Origin of the sequence: Paenibacillus sp. FSL R7-0128 (genome assembly GCF_038002245.1) — a bacterium.
GTDB lineage: Bacteria > Bacillota > Bacilli > Paenibacillales > Paenibacillaceae > Paenibacillus_AQ > Paenibacillus_AQ silagei.
The window spans coordinates 6,232,451-6,249,275 of sequence record NZ_JBBOCD010000001.1 but is presented as its reverse complement, the minus strand read 5'-3'; the positions used below and the strand labels follow the sequence as shown (position 1 = coordinate 6,249,275).

At 52.5% G+C, this 16,825-nt stretch carries 16 protein-coding genes; 6 read left to right on the top strand and 10 right to left on the bottom strand.

Annotated features, from left to right (window positions below; genetic code table 11):
• Positions 1-47 precede the first annotated feature (47 nt).
• The 6 genes from NST26_RS26380 to NST26_RS26355 all read right to left on the bottom strand — a co-directional run bounded on the left by NST26_RS26380 (position 48) and on the right by NST26_RS26355 (position 6,293).
• A complete protein-coding gene (locus tag NST26_RS26380) occupies positions 48-1,856 on the bottom strand; it encodes a fibronectin type III domain-containing protein (protein WP_340980216.1) in 1,809 nt (602 codons plus the stop codon).
• 16 nt (positions 1,857-1,872) lie between these two features.
• Positions 1,873-3,276: a hypothetical protein gene (locus tag NST26_RS26375; RefSeq protein ID WP_340980215.1), complete on the bottom strand. Its 1,404-nt coding sequence runs from the start codon at positions 3,274-3,276 to the stop codon at positions 1,873-1,875.
• Positions 3,277-3,876: 600 nt separating this feature from the next.
• Complete coding sequence (locus NST26_RS26370) at positions 3,877-4,119, bottom strand: hypothetical protein (protein WP_340980214.1); 243 nt, start codon at positions 4,117-4,119, stop codon at positions 3,877-3,879.
• Positions 4,120-4,145: 26 nt separating this feature from the next.
• Entirely contained in the window at positions 4,146-4,310 is a 165-nt protein-coding gene (locus NST26_RS26365; RefSeq protein ID WP_340980212.1) for a hypothetical protein, read from the bottom strand.
• 56 nt (positions 4,311-4,366) lie between these two features.
• Positions 4,367-4,648, bottom strand: a complete 282-nt coding sequence (locus tag NST26_RS26360; protein WP_340980211.1) for a hypothetical protein — start codon at positions 4,646-4,648, stop codon at positions 4,367-4,369.
• Positions 4,649-5,051: 403 nt separating this feature from the next.
• Positions 5,052-6,293 (bottom strand): replication initiation factor domain-containing protein, encoded by a 1,242-nt coding sequence (locus NST26_RS26355; protein ID WP_340980210.1) that lies wholly within the window; start codon positions 6,291-6,293, stop codon positions 5,052-5,054.
• 696 nt (positions 6,294-6,989) lie between these two features.
• On the opposite strand from NST26_RS26355, the gene NST26_RS26350 reads away from it, so the two are divergent.
• On the top strand, positions 6,990-7,730 hold the full coding sequence (locus NST26_RS26350; protein ID WP_340980874.1) for an NADPH-dependent oxidoreductase: 741 nt from the start codon (positions 6,990-6,992) through the stop codon (positions 7,728-7,730).
• A gap of 126 nt (positions 7,731-7,856) precedes the next feature.
• On the opposite strand, the gene NST26_RS26345 is transcribed toward NST26_RS26350, so the two are convergent.
• Positions 7,857-8,666 (bottom strand): histidinol-phosphatase, encoded by an 810-nt coding sequence (locus NST26_RS26345; protein WP_339311423.1) that lies wholly within the window; start codon positions 8,664-8,666, stop codon positions 7,857-7,859.
• A gap of 45 nt (positions 8,667-8,711) precedes the next feature.
• On the bottom strand, positions 8,712-9,614 hold the full coding sequence (locus NST26_RS26340; RefSeq protein ID WP_036701586.1) for a LysR family transcriptional regulator: 903 nt from the start codon (positions 9,612-9,614) through the stop codon (positions 8,712-8,714).
• Positions 9,615-10,000: 386 nt separating this feature from the next.
• Here NST26_RS26340 and NST26_RS26335 point away from each other — a divergent pair, with 386 nt between their 5' ends.
• The 5 genes from NST26_RS26335 (at position 10,001) to NST26_RS26315 (ending at position 14,899) form a co-directional block, all read left to right on the top strand.
• On the top strand, positions 10,001-10,456 hold the full coding sequence (locus NST26_RS26335) for a chemotaxis protein CheX (RefSeq protein WP_036727095.1): 456 nt from the start codon (positions 10,001-10,003) through the stop codon (positions 10,454-10,456).
• Positions 10,457-10,484: 28 nt separating this feature from the next.
• The gene (locus tag NST26_RS26330) at positions 10,485-11,261 is read left to right on the top strand and encodes an SDR family NAD(P)-dependent oxidoreductase (RefSeq protein WP_340980209.1); all 777 of its coding nucleotides are present in this window, start codon (positions 10,485-10,487) and stop codon (positions 11,259-11,261) included.
• A 185-nt stretch (positions 11,262-11,446) separates the two neighbouring features.
• On the top strand, positions 11,447-12,934 hold the full coding sequence (locus NST26_RS26325) for a DEAD/DEAH box helicase (RefSeq protein WP_340980208.1): 1,488 nt from the start codon (positions 11,447-11,449) through the stop codon (positions 12,932-12,934).
• Entirely contained in the window at positions 12,931-13,677 is a 747-nt protein-coding gene (locus NST26_RS26320; protein ID WP_340980207.1) for an ABC transporter ATP-binding protein, read from the top strand. Before NST26_RS26325 ends, NST26_RS26320 begins: the two co-directional genes overlap by 4 nt.
• Position 13,678: 1 nt before the next feature.
• Positions 13,679-14,899, top strand: coding sequence for an ABC transporter permease (locus NST26_RS26315; RefSeq protein ID WP_340980206.1), 1,221 nt, complete (start codon positions 13,679-13,681; stop codon positions 14,897-14,899).
• A gap of 212 nt (positions 14,900-15,111) precedes the next feature.
• Here the strand turns inward: NST26_RS26315 and NST26_RS26310 are convergent, their stop codons facing one another.
• Both NST26_RS26310 and NST26_RS26305 read right to left on the bottom strand, forming a co-directional pair.
• Positions 15,112-15,225: a YjcZ family sporulation protein gene (locus NST26_RS26310; protein WP_209875980.1), complete on the bottom strand. Its 114-nt coding sequence runs from the start codon at positions 15,223-15,225 to the stop codon at positions 15,112-15,114.
• A 153-nt stretch (positions 15,226-15,378) separates the two neighbouring features.
• Positions 15,379-16,680 (bottom strand): aminotransferase class I/II-fold pyridoxal phosphate-dependent enzyme, encoded by a 1,302-nt coding sequence (locus tag NST26_RS26305; protein WP_340980205.1) that lies wholly within the window; start codon positions 16,678-16,680, stop codon positions 15,379-15,381.
• Positions 16,681-16,825 lie beyond the last annotated feature (145 nt).

Sequence of the window (16,825 nt, the reverse complement as noted above, 5' to 3'; positions counted from 1 at the left end):
CGTCTGTAATCCAAGCATCAACTCAGTCATATTCATGCGGCTTCCTCCTAACCGACGAAGATTCGTTTGACACCTAAAGCGACGATGAACGACAGGGGAATACTGATAGCAAAAGCGACCAAAGGCCAGTTAGCGCCGAACATAGAAGCCGTGCTATCTGAAATATCTTTCAGGCTGTAACCAATGTTAACGTCAACCACGCTCTGATCTTTCGGATGGATTAACAAAACGTCCGATAGGTCAGACTCTCCAATATCATTAATGGCGGATACCTGAAAACGGTAATCCTTGCCGTTAACTAGATTGTTCACCTTCACGTAGGTGTTGACAGTAGTGAATAACTTAACATCGTCCATGTAAACGGCGTACTCCGCAGCCGATGAGACAGGGAGCCACGATAGGTTAGCGCCCTTATAAAAAGCGTATCCGGTAAAGTTGCTCGGCATGGCCGGGGCCGTCTGGAGAGTTAAGGTCCTGAACTTCACGGGTGGAGACTTTTCGGAAATGTTGCCGGACACATCGACAGCAACAACAGCAATTTCATATTCGGTGTCCACTTGCAACCCAGAGAGTAAAAAACTATTCGTAAGCTGCGGCGAAGCATTCACTCGGTCGCCATCCAGATAAACATAATACCCAAGTAAATCAGAATCAGGCGGCGCGTCCCAAGACATTGAAGCATTATATCGATCCGGCACGACTTTGATGTTTTTGGGTATCCCTGGAGGAGTGACGTCCGGGATCGGCACCGTGTAAGACAGGGTGGAGGGAGCAAATTCCTTATCAAAGGTATCAACGGCTGAAACTTTGAAAACAGAGGTTTGTCCAGCAACAAGACCTGAAATCGCAATAGTGTTTGTGTTCACGGTCCCGATCAGGACGTTATCTTGATAGATTCTATAATTTTTCAGGTACACCGAATTCACGGGTGACCATTTTAAAGATAGAGAAGAAAAGGAATCAATGGTTTTGTCCAAGTTATTGATTACGAATAAGGCTGAATCTGTGTTTGTGGGAGTCGGAGTTGGGGTTGGTGGTGGTGGTGGCACACTCCCCCAAACATCAAATTCATTAACCGTTGGATTGTCAGTTCCACTAAACACAACAACACCAACTGCTACAACATCGTTTACAGATACAGTTGTTGTTACATTTGTAGATGTTGGTGTTATTGTCGTACGGGTATTGTCGCTGTGTAAGAACAACACTCGGAGATTATCCTTAGAGGAGGCCAGTTGGTAACTTGTTATATTGTATGCAGTATGGAAGTCATAATAAATCGTGTCGAATGCTGATCCCGAGTACCCCATTGTAAATAAGGTTAATGCGTTACCATCCGTTACATTAGTTGTAGTCGAGTTCATTGCCCCTCTTATGTCTGCAGATACTATCATTTGCTTACCTTTTAATAGTCCTGCTGGTGTTGGCGTCGGCGTAGCTGTTGGCTTTGGAGTTGCTGTAGGTCCAATTATTGGATCGTAAGATAGTACAGACTTCCCAGTATAAACACTACCGCTCAAATTGATGTCAGAATAACCCTTAAAACTAGTAACACCGCCACTAGTCACCATCAGTTTAATGTATCTAATTGGCTCAGCCGTAGTACCACGATTAAACCTAATCCCATCAACCGCTATACCGGGAGGCATAGCAGAAAAAGAATCTGCTGTTAAAGTCCCGTTACCTTTGTAATAAAAGGCTTTTTCAACTACCACAGATCCTGTAATTACATACGATGCGACAGAATAAGTACTGCCAAAGTCAAGGTATATTGCTGTCAGTTCCTCGGCCGCAAAAGATTCTTTCACAGGCAACGCCGCAAACAGCAAAGCAATGATCAGTAATACCTTTTTCAAATTTTCACACCCTTCCTCACGGAAACTCTCCCGATTCCCACCGCAACGGATATTCCGTCCGGTCTACTTCCAATTCCTTATCCTTAATCAAATGTGGAGTCTGACTTTGCACCGGAGCCTGACTCTGTAAAGGCGCTTGACTCTGCACCGGAGACTGGGACTGTACGGGCGCTTGGTTCTGTATAGGACTCTGTGTCTGTACTGGAGCCTGACTTTGCACCGGAGCCTGAGTCTGTAACGGTGATTGCGTTTGTGCTGGAGCCTGGGACTGTAATGGTGCTTGACTCTGTTTGGGGGCCGGGACCATTTCGGCATCTTGGTTGATCACCTGACCGTTAACCTGCCAGTTTTTAGGCTCAGGCGCGGCGGGCATGGCATCCGGTGCAGCCGCATCCCCGTTGTCGCTAAAATACTGCCCGTTATCCACATAAGGACTTGCAGCCACATCAGGCGGTTTATAATAATTCGGCACAACAACCGGAGACGGTGGGTAGTAATTTTGAATCGGCGTGACCTGCCGGATTAGCTCTCCGGTCAGTGCCTTGATGTCATTAAGATCATCATGCAAAGGTGCCGTATTGCTGTTAATTTGCTGCAACTGTCCGTTGATGCCGTTCAAGTCGTCCCGTACTCCAAATAGTTGATCCTGCACGATAGCTAAATCATGATGCAGTGGAGCCAGCGATCCAGCAATACCGTCCAACTGATCCCCGAAGCCAGCCAAGATTCCCGGCATAATCTCGCAAAGATCTTCACATAAACAATTCCCGCCATCATCACCGCCGCCCGGATCACCGCCACCGGGATCACCACCGCCCGGATCGGACGGGCTTGCACTCGGCCCCGGAGTTGATGTGCCGGAACTTGGCTTTGGGGTTGTAGTGCTAGTCGGTTTTACGGTCGGCTTAACCGTTGGTGCTGGAGTTGGTGCAGATGTCGGCTTGGTTGTCGGTGCGGCTGTAGGACCCGGGCCGTCATAATCCTTAAGGCCATATCCGTTCATATATACCTTATGTGCTTTTTTGCCATCCGAATTAAGTTTGAGAGTTATGGCCTTACTGGGATGATCCTTAAAGTCAGCAACGGTTATCTGCGCATACTTACTACTATTGAAAATAATGTTGCGCGTAAACCCATCACTAAAGGTTACGTCAACACTAAAGGTTGATGCGAATGGTAAGCTTGTAGTATAAATACCTGCAACATAAAAATAAGCATTCTGCGGATTAACAAATTTCCCTCCAGTAAAACTGAATGTGCCGGATTCCCCTTCCGCAGCTTCTGCGAAGTATTCATCCTCCGTCATGTCATACCCCTCCATAACCGGATTCCACGTGATATCTGCAAACACCGGAGTGACAGGGAGGACCAGAGCCAAAAACATCAACAGACCAGCTACCCCATGCTTATAACGCTTCAATCATCATCACCCCGAGTCCGTTTGATAATCATGCGAAGCAGCCAAGCTCCGAACATGACTCCAAAAAGCACAGATATGACAGGTGTGAGGGTATCCCAGTTGTGACCCGTGTTGCTAAACAAATCGCCCATGGAAAAACTGCTGTCACTCCATACAGGCATACGATCCATTCAATCACCTACCTAAAAAAGAAATAGCCAGTAACGAGTACTGGCTGACATTTATGACTTACTGCCGCGCACACGGTCAATAACGGTGAATATTATGAAAATCGCTAAGGCCGATCCGGCGTACAGATATACCAAAGGGCTGAACGATCCAAAAAGGTTGTAAGAATATTGCAGTATGCTTGCAATGTCCAAGCTAAAGCTCAACTGTACCGCCCCCATTGTGACAAAATGTAGAGGCAAGAAATTACACAGGCGATAAAAGTAACGAACATCGTTAAGGCCAGTGCTACTCCCGGCGTGTTAAAGATTACAAGAAACGATCCGAAGATCAATTCACGCACCGCGAATCACCCCCGCGAACCGAGCCACCATAACACCAAGGATCAGTACAACGGCTGGAAGACCGAGATACGAATAGTTGTACAGCAATTCATCCATAACGCACCGACTCCCATATCCATTTCATTGTAATAACCATCAGTATTGCAGCCAGCAAGATTGCAATGACGATCTCGCCGAGCGTCAAACTATGAAAAATTTGGAGAGAGCCTTCTATATGTGACTTGTAATATTCCGACAATGCGGATACGACATCATTCTTAATGTCATAGACGACAGGGGCGGGGGCCGCTGCGAAATTGCCCGGATCAGCATTGAACACTACACTCGACATAACAGAACGCCCTCTCTACTTTTTCATTAGTTCATGAATACGCCCTTGATCTGTTGAATGATGAAGAACGTCAACGGAATTGCAATAGCGAATGCTGTCATCAACCAGTAACCGCTGAACCAGTTAGTTACGCCTGTTGCAACATCAGCCAGGGAATACGTCAGTGTTACCGCTGGAATGCCACTTGTCATATTTGTCACCTCCCTTCATGGAATCTAGAGTCTGCTTCATCCCATCAAGAGATTTCCTAAACTGCCTTAGCGCCTGCACCTGCCGCAGCAGGGACAATTGATGCAAACGTAATGCTTGCTCTTCCTTGGTAATTGCTGGGTTTGGTGTACACATTAACTCTGTCTCCCTGCCGAGGAGCAACCTCATTACGGTTCTCCGGCATATACATGAATTGCCCCGAAGTTTCATAGGTTGCCGGATCAATCAAGTCAATAAATACCAAATCACTTTTTCCGGGACGAGGGACGTTACGAACTTCCTTTACAACAAGACCATTCCAAACAAATGGACTATTCACATTTACCAACCTCACTTTGTTAAAATTTTATATTGAACCGGGTTAACCCGTTGTTCACAAAGTTGTCACAATTTTTCTTCGCTGTATGGAGTGCATAAAATCCTGTATGGCAAGTGGGTTGCCACTTTGTATACTTATGCATTTCGGTGAATAAAAACTGCATAAAAAAAGCCCGCCGAATGGCGGACTAATGTATACGAACGTGCGTTCTGATGTTTTTGCACGCACGAATAAGTATAATGAAATTACGGAGACACCCTGAGCTAACATCAGGATGCCTCAAGGGACGGTTGCTGAAGTCCGCCAAGATCGCAGCAACTTGTCCCGTTATTTAATTGATTCAATCATAACCTATGTGGGTATGTTTGCCAAGCAATTTTTATCACAAATTGGGGTTTTGTACCTAGAAAGCATCTAGGTCTTTAGAGGATGTTGACGCATCCTCTTTAATTTTGTCTAAATAGTCATTCGCAAGGCCGTTTCTTAGTTCTTCGGACAGTTCGTTTTGTCGAGCAATGTACTCGGCATACCGGACTTCTTTTTGATCTATAAGGGTTTCATCCAGCTTCGACTGCATGACGAGGAACTGTTCGGCCCGTTGCCATTGGGCTTCAGTCATTTTATCCAGACCGCCGTTGATAAGTTCAACGAAATGATCCTGACCGGGACTCCCGAGGGCGATCCAGATTTCCGCGAAAGTGGCTTGCACCTGCGTCTGCACCCATGACATCTTTTGAGGTATCGTCTTATCCGGTGCTTTGACGGAAAGCCTGAGCTTCTGGGCATCGGCTATAAACTCTGACCAAAATTCAGAGACAGGCCAACGGGACTTATTACTATCGCCGTTGTTATCAACGAAATTCACATAATTGCTTAAAAGGCCGAATATGATTTCCCCGGCAGGAATGCCCTGCAAAATATGTTCCACGGTCTTCAAGGCCCGGAGATCAGCGAGCTGGAACTCTACACGGTTCCATGCGGTAAGCCCTTCGGCTAAGTCTTGATCTGCTTCCAGGCGTTCGAAGTCCTTTTCGTAGATTCGCAATTGGACATCAGACTTGTTACTGCCGAGGTAAAACGTATGTCCCTTGCTGCTGCCGTCACCTAATTTGATGTTTCGGATCACACGACCACCGCGCCACTTGCTCCGGCATAGATTCCGGTCGGCCCGGTCGATCAGGTCCGGCACGGTGAAGTAGGGGGGATCATCGTGATACCTGATATCGTCAATCGCCAGATCAAGCCGGGAGAAATTCGCTTCGGCTTCCCAAAGCTGCCGGAACAAGGTTTCCCAAGATTGCGACCAAAACGTTTCATACTGTCGGCACCCTTGACCAGACATTAACAGGTGATAACCCATATCGGCATTCCCGGCGAACAGGATTTTGATATCGCCACAAGCCATTTGCCGACTGTAACCATTCATTCCCCGGGGCATCTCTTTCCATTGGCTCTCAGGGATGCCAAGCAGCGTATAGATATCTTCCAGACGGATGTCACGGCGGCTATGCAGCTCCCGGCCAGCATCGTCAACATCATCAACCCGGATAGTTTTAAGGGTTACCCCGAGCCAGTCCACCAAGCAGATAAATCGGCCTTGATCCTCTTCATCACAATCAAAATCCTCTATTATATAGTCCGTCATGTTGCGTCCGCTCCGTTTCCAATAATGTAACAAAGGTCTTCACATTGTTACACAATTGAAATAATGCCGTTATCAAACTCTAACAGTCAGCGGTTAAACTAAGTACATGACCCCCTTTTGAAAATATAACTGCTGTTGGGACCCGATGATTCGGGTCCATTTTTTTTGGGCGTGTGCGGGGCTGGGCTCCCGATTAGAGGGATAAATCCCTTGGGATCGGCCGGAAGTGGGCTAAGTGGCCGAATGAGGGGCATTAGTGCCCCTGAATTCGTAGATAGTTGGCTGGAATGCTGAATGAGGGGCATTAGTGCCCCTGAATTCGTAGATAGTTGGCTGGAATGCTGAATGAGGGGCATTAGTGCCCCTGAATTCGCAGATAGTTGGCTGGAATGCTGAATGAGGGGCATTAGTGCCCCTGAATTCGTAGATAGTTGGCTGAACGAGCGAATGAGGAGCACAAGTGCCCCTGAATTCGTAGATAGTCGGCTAAATGGCTGAATGAGGAGCATTAGTGCCCCTGAATTCGTAGATAGTTGGCTAAATGGCTGAATGGGGAGCATAGTTCTCCTGAATAAGTAACCTCTGCCCTTACGTATAAACATTGTGTGCTGGCAGTCTCCGAGGGGATTGGGCTATGATAGTGTAGATGGTACATGGACAAGTATAGATGGGGGAGGAAATGAACCTTTGAATGATGTGATTAAATTACTTATGAACCACCGTTCATTCCGTAACTACAGCGGGCAGGCGGTAGAGCCTTGGAAGCTGAAGACGATTATTGAGGCAGCCCAGGCGGCACCGTCGTGGGTGAATGGCCAGCAAGTATCGATGATTGCGGTACGCAGCGAGGAACGCAGGCAGCAGCTGTCGGCGCTGAGCGGTAACCAGAAGCATGTGGCGGAAGCACCGGTATTCCTGGTGTTCTGCATGGACTTTCACCGGGCCAAGCTTGCGGCAGAACTGGAAGGCCAGCCGTTTGAAACAGCTGCGGATATAGACGCGCTGCTCGTTGGGGCTACGGATGTCGGCATTGCACTATCGAACGCAGTAGCTGCCGCCGAGTCGCTCGGGCTGGGGATTATCCCGATTGGGGGCGTACGCCGTAACACGGCAGGGGTGATTGAACTTTTGCAGCTGCCAGAGTATGTATTCCCGGTGGTCGGCCTCTGCATCGGCTATCCGGCGGGAGAACAGCCGAAGGGTTCACGCCTGCCTATAGCAGCTGTGTACCATGAAGAGGTCTATAACCCGGATCAGCAACACTTGATCGAAGAATATAATGAGACTCACCGGGAGCTGCTCAAGTCCCAGGGGCTGACGGAGCGGAGCTGGACCAGTATGATTGCCCGCTTCTACGCTCTGAATCCGCAGTATGGGGACTCGCAGCGTACCCTGAAGCAGCAGGGCTTCACCTGTGAGAATCTGAATAAGGAATAAGCACAGTATTAGGTGTACAGCGCAAAAAAGCACCACAGCAGCAGGCAGCGTGACGGGGAGTGTCCCGTTACGCTGCCTGTTTGCGCGGTGCTGGTTGTACGCGGAGAATTCCCGCCCACTTACTGCCTACAACGCGACCTTAACCTTCTCGCGCCGCTTGTAATAGACCCAGTATTCGAATCCAATCTCCTTCAGCCGTGCAGCCACCTGATTGCGCTGGTCGGCAACGCGGGCAGGGAGATGGGCATCGGAGCCGAAGCTGACCTCCACGCCGAAGTGCAGGGCCCGCTCCAGAATCTCATCGGAAGGGTACCAGCCGCCGCACAGCTTGGTGCCGCCAGAGGTGTTGATCTCGATGGCCGGGCCGCATTCGCCTATTACGCGCAAGGCTTCGTCAATCTCCTTGGGGGCAGCGATCTCGGAGAACGGCGGATAGTTCCCCTTCATGGCATCGATATGGCCGAGAATCTGGAAGATGCCGCTGCGTGCGGATTCGGCAATCAGCCGGTAGTACTCGCTTTTGGAGGCAAGCCTCTGCGCGGGGTCAAGCCCCTTCCAGCGGCCCTGGTTGAAGATACTGATCTCCTCAACATGATGCACGGAGCCGATTATATAATCGAACGGGTATGCGGCGTAGGTCTTGCGGTACAGCTCCGCATGCTCCGGGAAAAAGTCGGATTCCATACCGAGCAGGACATCAATGCGGCCTTCGTATTCTTTTTGCAGCGACAATACTTCCTCTACATAGTGGACCAGCTCGGACTTGGCCATAGCAATGCGCGGAAAAGCCTGCTCGGACGGGCTTCCGAAGTAAGGCGAATGATCGGAAATACCGATGACATCCAGCCCCGCCGCTATTGCGGCTTCAATATAATCCCGGATCGTGCCGTCAGCATGGCCGCAGCGGAAATGATGGGTATGCAGGTCGAACTTCATAATGGGAACATCTCCTTAGGCCAATATGGCGAAATAGGGTGCAGGTTACTCTGAGCCGATGAACTGGGTCTCGGGCATTCCCTTAAGGTCGCTCAGGAACTGTCTCATCGCAGAGTTGACATACTTGCCCGACTTGGTAATGACACCTACAGGATGGGTAACCTCAAGCTCGATGATCGGGACGATCCGCAGGGTTCCGCTTCTGACCTCGGCAGTGACAGACTGCTTGGAGATGACCGCCGCTCCCAGATCAAGCTCGACCATCCGCTTCACTTCCTCACTGCTGGTCAGCTCCATAATCACCAGCGGCTGAATGCCGTGCCTCGCCAGTACCTCATCGACAAATTTCCGGCCGACCGTATCCGGTGAGAGCAGGATGAGCGGGATGGTGCCCAGTGCCTCGATCCCGGCTGTTTTGACCTGGGCCAGCGGATGGCGGGGCGAAACCACCAGTTCAAAAGTATCATAATACAGGACCGAGGTCGTCATTCCCGGATTGCGGCCGATCAGATAGCCGATGCCGACATCCACAATCCCGTTCTCGACTTGCTGGTAGATCTGGGAGGAGGACATGGATGAGATCGAGGTTTTGATATGAGGGAACTGATCCTGGAAGTAGGAGAGCACCCGGGGGAGAATCTGGATGGCGATGGAGGTGGTCGTACCGAGAATAATATGCCCTTGGGGATTCTCTTCGAGATCGGCAAGGCGCTGCTTAAGCTCATCTACGATTCCGACAATCTGTTCCGCGTGGGCGAGGAAGACCTTGCCCCTGTCCGTCAGCGTCACCGGCTGGTTCCGGTCAACAAGCTGCGTTTTGAACTCTTCCTCCAGGCTTTTGATCTGGGCCGAGACCGCCGGCTGCGTCAGGTTGAGCAGCTCGCCCGCCTTGCGGAAGCTCATGGTTTTGGAGATGGTGATCAATGTTTCGAGCTGGCTGATATTCATGGACTGTCCCCCTTATGGCTACCGGATGGTGCCGCCGTATATTTGTACAAACAGGGAAAGCCGCAGCTTTCCGGAGGGCGTATGCGCACATGCCGGCTTCCAGAATTATAGTCTGCAAGCCGCGGATTCTGACAAAGCAGATAGGTACAAGGGTCGCTGTGAGTGCTGCACTCGGAGGGTGTGACGCCGCAGATCTTACGTTTATTGATTAAATTATAGGAGATTCCTCCCGGGAGGGCAATGTTGCGCTCCAAACTATCTTCAGAAATCATTCGACAAGACCATTAATTTTTGGTGAATAATGCCGATATATGAAGTATAATAAATTTTATTGCTTAGGACTTTTGGTATATGACTAAAGACTGGTCGAGGGGGACAGCACTTTCATGAAAGCAGAAGTAATCAATCCGTTTTTAGAGTCTGCGCGCATTGTAATTGAACAGGTGATCCAAGTCTCGCCGTCCACCGGTATGCTGGGGATTAAGGATATTGAACTGATCGATAATCATATATGGATTCAAGTGGGAATGACAGGTCAGCTCAGCGGGAATATTATCTTCGGGATTGCCGAACCGGTAGCACTTAAGATGGTGTCGGCCATGATGGGCGGTTATGTGATAACAGAGATGGATGAGATGGGCCAGAGCGCCATTTCCGAGCTGGGCAATATGATCAGCGGCAATGCCAGTACTATTCTCTCCAATCAAGGGGTGTCGGTAGACATTACCCCGCCGAAGCTGATGAAGTCCGAGGGGATGTCCATCCTGCCGCGCAAAGCATTGAGTATTCCTCTTCTGATGGAAGGCATCGGGGAGCTTGATATTCAGGTTATGATCTCTTAGGCAAATAATCGGGAGTTGAACCTATTCCATGGCAGTACAAGGCAAGATTGTGGTGATTACAGGAGCTTCCAGCGGGATTGGTGCGCTTACGGCACAGATGCTCAGCGAGCGTGGGGCGGTTCCCGTTCTGCTGGCCCGGTCCAGGGACAAGCTGCAGACTGTTGCGGCGGGCATTCAGGGGGAGCATAGGCTGTTCGTCTGTGATGTGACCGATGAAACGGCAGTTAAGCATACCTTTGCGGAGATCCTGAAGCAATACGGCAGAATTGACATTCTGCTCAATAATGCCGGTTACGGCAAGTTTGCGGCTTTTACAGAGATGGAGTCTGAAGAGTTCGCCGACATGATGGATGTTAACTATATGGGAATTGTGCGCTGCACCAAGGCTGTCGTTCCTCATATGCTTACACGCGGCAGCGGTCAGATCGTGAATGTGGCTTCCATGGCCGGCAAAATCGGAACCGCACGCTCAGTGTCCTATACGGCCACCAAGCATGCCGTTCTCGGCTTCACCAATGCGCTCCGCCAGGAGCTTCGCAAGAGCGGTATTATTGTCTCGGCTGTGAACCCTGGACCTATCGCCACCGAATTCTTCAAGACCGCCGACCCTTCAGGCAATTATGAACGAAGCGTAAGCCGGATCATGATGACGCCGCAGCATGTGTCCGCGAAGATCGTCAAGCTGATGGACAAGGGCAAAGAGGAAGTGGATCTGCCCGGTCTGGCAGGCTTCGGCATCCGGCTCTATGGCCTGTTTCCGCGGCTGGCAGACAAGCTGACCTATAACCTGATGAACAGAAAATGACCAGAGAAGTATAGATCATAGTTACCGTCTGTGGCGTGAACGGCTTGTCCCCCTTTGGTATACAGGATGGTATGACCGTGTTAAATACGGCCCCAACTTAGATTTTATGGCCTTCCATTTGGTGGAGAGGCCTTTTTGGCATATAATGAACATATTATCTTAAGTGAAAAGGATGAAACCCTATTATGAATAAAGCTTCTTTTGCGGCTATCGGCATCCAGGAAGACCTTGCTGCCCGATTGTCTGAATTCGGCATCACCGAACCATCCCCTGTACAGGAGCAGACGATTCCGCTTCTGCTGGAAGGAAGAGATGTTCTGGCCGCATCCCAGACAGGAACAGGCAAGACACTGGCTTATCTGCTGCCGCTGCTGCAAGGGATTAACCCGGACTCGAAATCGGTGCAAAAGCTGGTGCTGGCCCCAACCCAGGAGCTGGCGATGCAAATTCTCCGTGAAGCGGAGCGCTACGGGGCACACCGGGGCATCCGGGCCATGGGACTGATCGGCGGGGCGGCGATCAAGCGCCAGATTGACAAGCTGCGGGAGCATCCGCATCTGGTGGTAGGCACCCCGGGACGCATACGTGAGCTGATCGGGCTGCGCAAGCTCAAGATGCACGAGGTGAGCACGATTATTCTCGATGAGGCAGATCAGATGTTCCAGCTTAGCGGTGCAGGCGAAGTGACGAAGATCGTCAGCAGTGCGCTGCGTACGCGGCAGCTGGTCATGCTGTCAGCCACCATTGGACCGGAGACCCGTCTGCTGGCAAACCGGGAAATGAAGAATCCGGCGGAGGTGGGCATTGATCCGGAGATGATGACCGCAGCGAGCCTCGAGCATCACTATGTGGTGTGCGAGGAGCGGAACAAGATCGATATGCTGCGCCGGGTCATCCGCCATTACAAGCCGGACCGGGCCATTGTGTTCGTGAACGCTACGGACGACATCGCTGAAGTGACCGCGAAGCTGAACCATCTGGGGCTTCCGGCTGCTGCGCTCTATGGCGATGCGGACAAGGTGACGCGCGCAAATGTGTTGACCCGCTTCCGGGAAGGCAAGCTCAAGGTGCTGGTCGCCAGTGACGTAGCGGCGCGGGGCCTGGATATTGAGAATCTGACGCTTGTCGTCAGCTTCGATCCGGCCTTCGACTCCGAGCACTATGTCCACCGTGCCGGACGTACCGGGCGCATGGGCAAACGCGGCTTATCCGTAACGATCGTTACGGAGCAGCAGACGTTCATCATGCGCAAATTCGCCCGCGAGCTGGATATCCAGCTGGACGAGCGGGCGATGGCCTTCGGCAAGGCGCTGGCGGAAGGCGAGCGCAGTGATTTAGGCGGCGGGGGCGGGAACGCCCGCCGCGAAAGCGTTGCCCCGCGCGGCGGCATTGCAGCGCGCACCGGCAAGCCGCAGGTGCGGACCTCGGCGGCTGGAACAGCAGCCGGAGGGACGGGCGGCGACGCGCCGGCAGGCCAGCCGGGCGCAGCGGCTGGCGGCAGTGGCGTTACGGCGCGGCGCGAGCAGCACCGGCCGGGAGTGAGCGCCGGCACGCGCAGCGCGGCGGGGCCCGGGGGCAAGGCCCGCAGCAATGCGGAGCGGGAGCAGAACCGCAAGAATAAAGGAGCCCCGAAATGGCTCAAGAACAAAACCCCGAGAGGTGACGGTCAATGAATACAGCTCCCGTATTGGAAATTACGGGCCTCAGCGGAGGCTACAGCCTGAATAAGCCGGTGCTGCATGACATCGGCCTGCAGGTGCAGCCCGGTGAGATGGTTGGGTTAATCGGACTGAACGGTGCAGGCAAGAGCACTACGATGAAGCATATCCTGGGGCTGATGTCCCCGCACAAGGGTGAGATTACGGTACAAGGGAAGACGCGCAGCAGCGATCCCGAGAGCTACCACAGTGCGCTGTCCTTCGTGCCGGAGTCCCCTCTGCTCTATGAGGAAATGACGGTTCGTGAGCATGTGGAATTCACTGCCAGAGCGTATGGCGTGGAACGCAGTGATTATGAATCACGCACCAGCCAGCTGGCTGCACTCTTCAATATGGAGGACAAGATGGATACCTTGTCCTCCCATCTGTCCAAAGGTATGAAGCAGAAGGTGATGATTATGTGCGCGTTTGTAGCGCGCCCGGCCCTGTATGTCATCGACGAGCCGTTCCTCGGCCTCGACCCGCTGGGTATCCGCTCCCTGCTGGATTTCATGCTGGAACTGAAGAAGTCCGGAGCTTCAATTCTGCTCAGCTCGCATATTCTCTCTACGATTGAGAACTATTGTGACCGGTTCATTGTGCTGCACGGCGGTAAGGTGATAGCGGAGGGAACCCTTGCTGAGATGACCGCGAAGGCCGGGCGGCAGGGCTTGAATTTGGAGCAGCTGTTCTACGAGCTGGTTCAGGGAGGGAAATGATATGGATTTGAAGGAGCTGCGCCGGCAGCGGCGCAGCCGGTTCACAGGAAGCCTTGTCCCTTATATGGGATATATCATACAGAGCGGTGTCGCCATGGTGTTCCTGCTGGTGCTGATTATTTTCTCCGCCTGGTACACAGCGCTGCTGCGCGATATTCCGCCTGGCATACCGATCCGCTGGATTATGTTCGTCCTGCTGGTGCCCGCGGCGGTACACAGCAGCTTCCGGACGTATCTGCAGACCCCGGATACGATCTTCCTGCTGCCGCAGGGCCACCGGATGAGAGAGTATTTCGCCCCGTCCTGGGTCAGCGGCAATGTGTGGAAGATTCTGCGCCTGGCCTTTATCCTCATTACATTATGGCCGCTGTACATACGCACCGAGGAGTCACCCCGAGGGCTGCTGGCTACCCTGCTGGTGCTCATTCTGGTCAAGCTGTTATCCAGCTACGGGTTATGGCGGGAGACGGCGATGCTCTCCCGCCCCGCTGCGGCAGGCTATAACCTGCTGCGCTGGGCGGTCGGCGGTCTAATGGTCGGGGCATGGCTATGGCAGCCGTACATGCGCGCCCTGATCTTCATCCTGATTCTGGCCGCAGCCTATGCGGCCGCGCTGGCCGTTCCCGGACGGCATGCTGTTCCGTGGGAACGCCTGATCACCATGGAGAAGAACCAGGGGACCCGGGCGCTGATGGTCCTCGGCTGGTTCGTCGATGTTCCGGGACGCGAGCAGCGGGTCTATGCCCGCCGTTATCTGTCGCGTTGGGGCAGCGGGCTGAGTTGGCAGCGGGATTCAGCCTACCGGTTCCTCTTGACCAAAAGCTTCGCCCGGGGTGACGTCTTCGGCATCGTCCTGCGGATGGCTGTGCTCGATCTGTTCCTGGTGTGGATGATGAAGGACAGCTATCTCGGCATTGGCATCTATGTATTCTTCCTCTTCCTGATGGGCATTCAGCTGACGGCGCTGCGCAAGCTGCACAGCGAATCGTTCTGGCTGACCGTCTACCCGCTGCCGGAGGGCAGCAAGGGCAAGGGAACGATCCAGTTTGTCTTCCGGGCCCATCTGGTCCTGGCGCTGCTGACCGGATTGCCACTCCTGCTTCAGGCAGGGCAGCGCCCGCTGGAAGTGCTGGCGACCTTCGCCTGCGGATTCCTGCTGGCGTATCTGTTCAAGGCCTACTCCACCCGCAAGGAAGCGCGTGTGGATGAAGATGACCTGTAAGAACAGTTGAAAGCAGCAGACGATGCGTACCCGCAAGCGGGTGTGCTTATCACAAATGGCCTCAGACTCTCGCAGATGCGGAGTCTGAGGCCATTTTCAGAAGGAAAGAATGTATAAAAGGGAATCCCCTCTTCATATCAGGTGGAGCAGGGAATGCTATAACACGTGGATCGGAGAGAGCACGCAGCTCCCTCCAGGGGACTCACTCCCTGTTAGACAAAGAGTGAACGGCTGATGATGACCAGCAGGATAAAGAGAACCAGAATCGCTCCAGTGCTTGTGAACCCGCCGCCGTATCCGTATCCGCCTCTAACTTCTTCGCTCATGTTCATTCCCCTTTCGCGTGTGAGTTGTTGTACTTGAGTACATCGTATTGTATGTGCGGAGGGCAGAACGTGTATAGGCCAATGCCGTAGCACCGGGCAAAAAAAATCAGCCCCGGCCTTCCGGGGCTGACGCAGGTATGCAAAGGCGGATGATCAGGCCTTCTCCAAATCACGGATGCCCGCATAGACCAGATCGAACAGATCTTCCAGCTGATCCTCCTCGATACAGGAAAAGGCAATGCGCAGGTCGCTCTCGCCAAGCGCGATGGTGCCCAGGCCGTAGGTGTGAATCAGATGAAGCCGCAGATCCTCCGCAGAGACGGTAAAGAGCTTCAGGCACATGAAGTACCCGGAGTTGAACGGATAATACGTCCATACATCATCGCCGTATTTTCCGCTGTCCAGCAGCGCCTTCACTTTGTTGGCCCGGCCTTTCATGATCTGGAATTTCTCTTCCTTCTGGGCTGAGAATTCCGGCGCCTTCAGCGCGTCCAGTACGAAGGTCTGCGACGGATGCGCGCCGCTGGAGATGGTGGCCCGGATAATGCCCAGGGTTTTTTGTTCCAGCGCAGCCAACAGCTCCTTGTTCTCCGAAGCGTAGGTGATGAAGCCGACGCGGAAGCCCCAGACAAATTCTTCTTTGGTGGCTCCGTCAATCTTGACCGCCAGCACGCGCGGATGCAGATTCGCCAGCTTGCCGAACAGGGATTCCTTGAGTGAATCCTCGAAAAAAAGTCCGAAATAAGCGTCATCGCTGACCACTACCACATTAACGCCTTCTTCGGCAGCACGCAGGATAGCGGCAACAATGGCTTCGCCTTCTGCAAGGCCTGGCGTATATCCGGTTGGATTATTCGGGAAGTTAAGGAGGACGATGGCTTTGCCGCGGTCCTTCTGGGCCAGCAGGGCATCCAGCAGCCCTTCGCTGTTGAAGCTCATGTCCTCCGTGAAGAGCGGGTAATTCACGGTTTCGGTCTGGCGGCGGATGCCGAAGGTCAGCTCGTAGTTCTCCCAGTTTTTGTCCGGATAAATAACGGCATCCCCTGGCTCTGCGAACAGATCGGCAACGATGCTAAGCCCGTGGGTCAGCGCATTCGTTACGACAGGATTGCTGAAGGACTTGCCTTCAAGCGACGGATTCTCACGCAGCATCTTCTCCCGCCATACGGAGCGCAGCTCCGGCTTGCCTGCTGGAGGCGCGTAGCCATAGAGGTCTTTGGGACTGTAGGCGGAGAGTTTATCCTGGATCACACCAAGGTGCATCGGCAACCCGTTCTCCGTAGCGATTCCGATGGTGGCGTTATACTTTTTAGCATGAGCCGTTGCCTCTGCGGATTGGCTCAGAATCCCCTCTTTGGGAAAATAGATCGCTTTACCGAGACTCGAGAGCATATCGTATACATGTTCATTGCCTGCCTTGATGCTGTCATTCAATTGTCCAGCCAGTGGATTCATCAGTTTCATCCTTCCGGTATTCTTCTGGGATATATACGCTAACATTGCCTAACATTATAACACCGTGGATTGCCCCCGTCACTTAGGAATGCTGCGTTTTCATAAATAGTTTTGGAAACGAAGCGGCGTCCCGTCCCCATGCGCA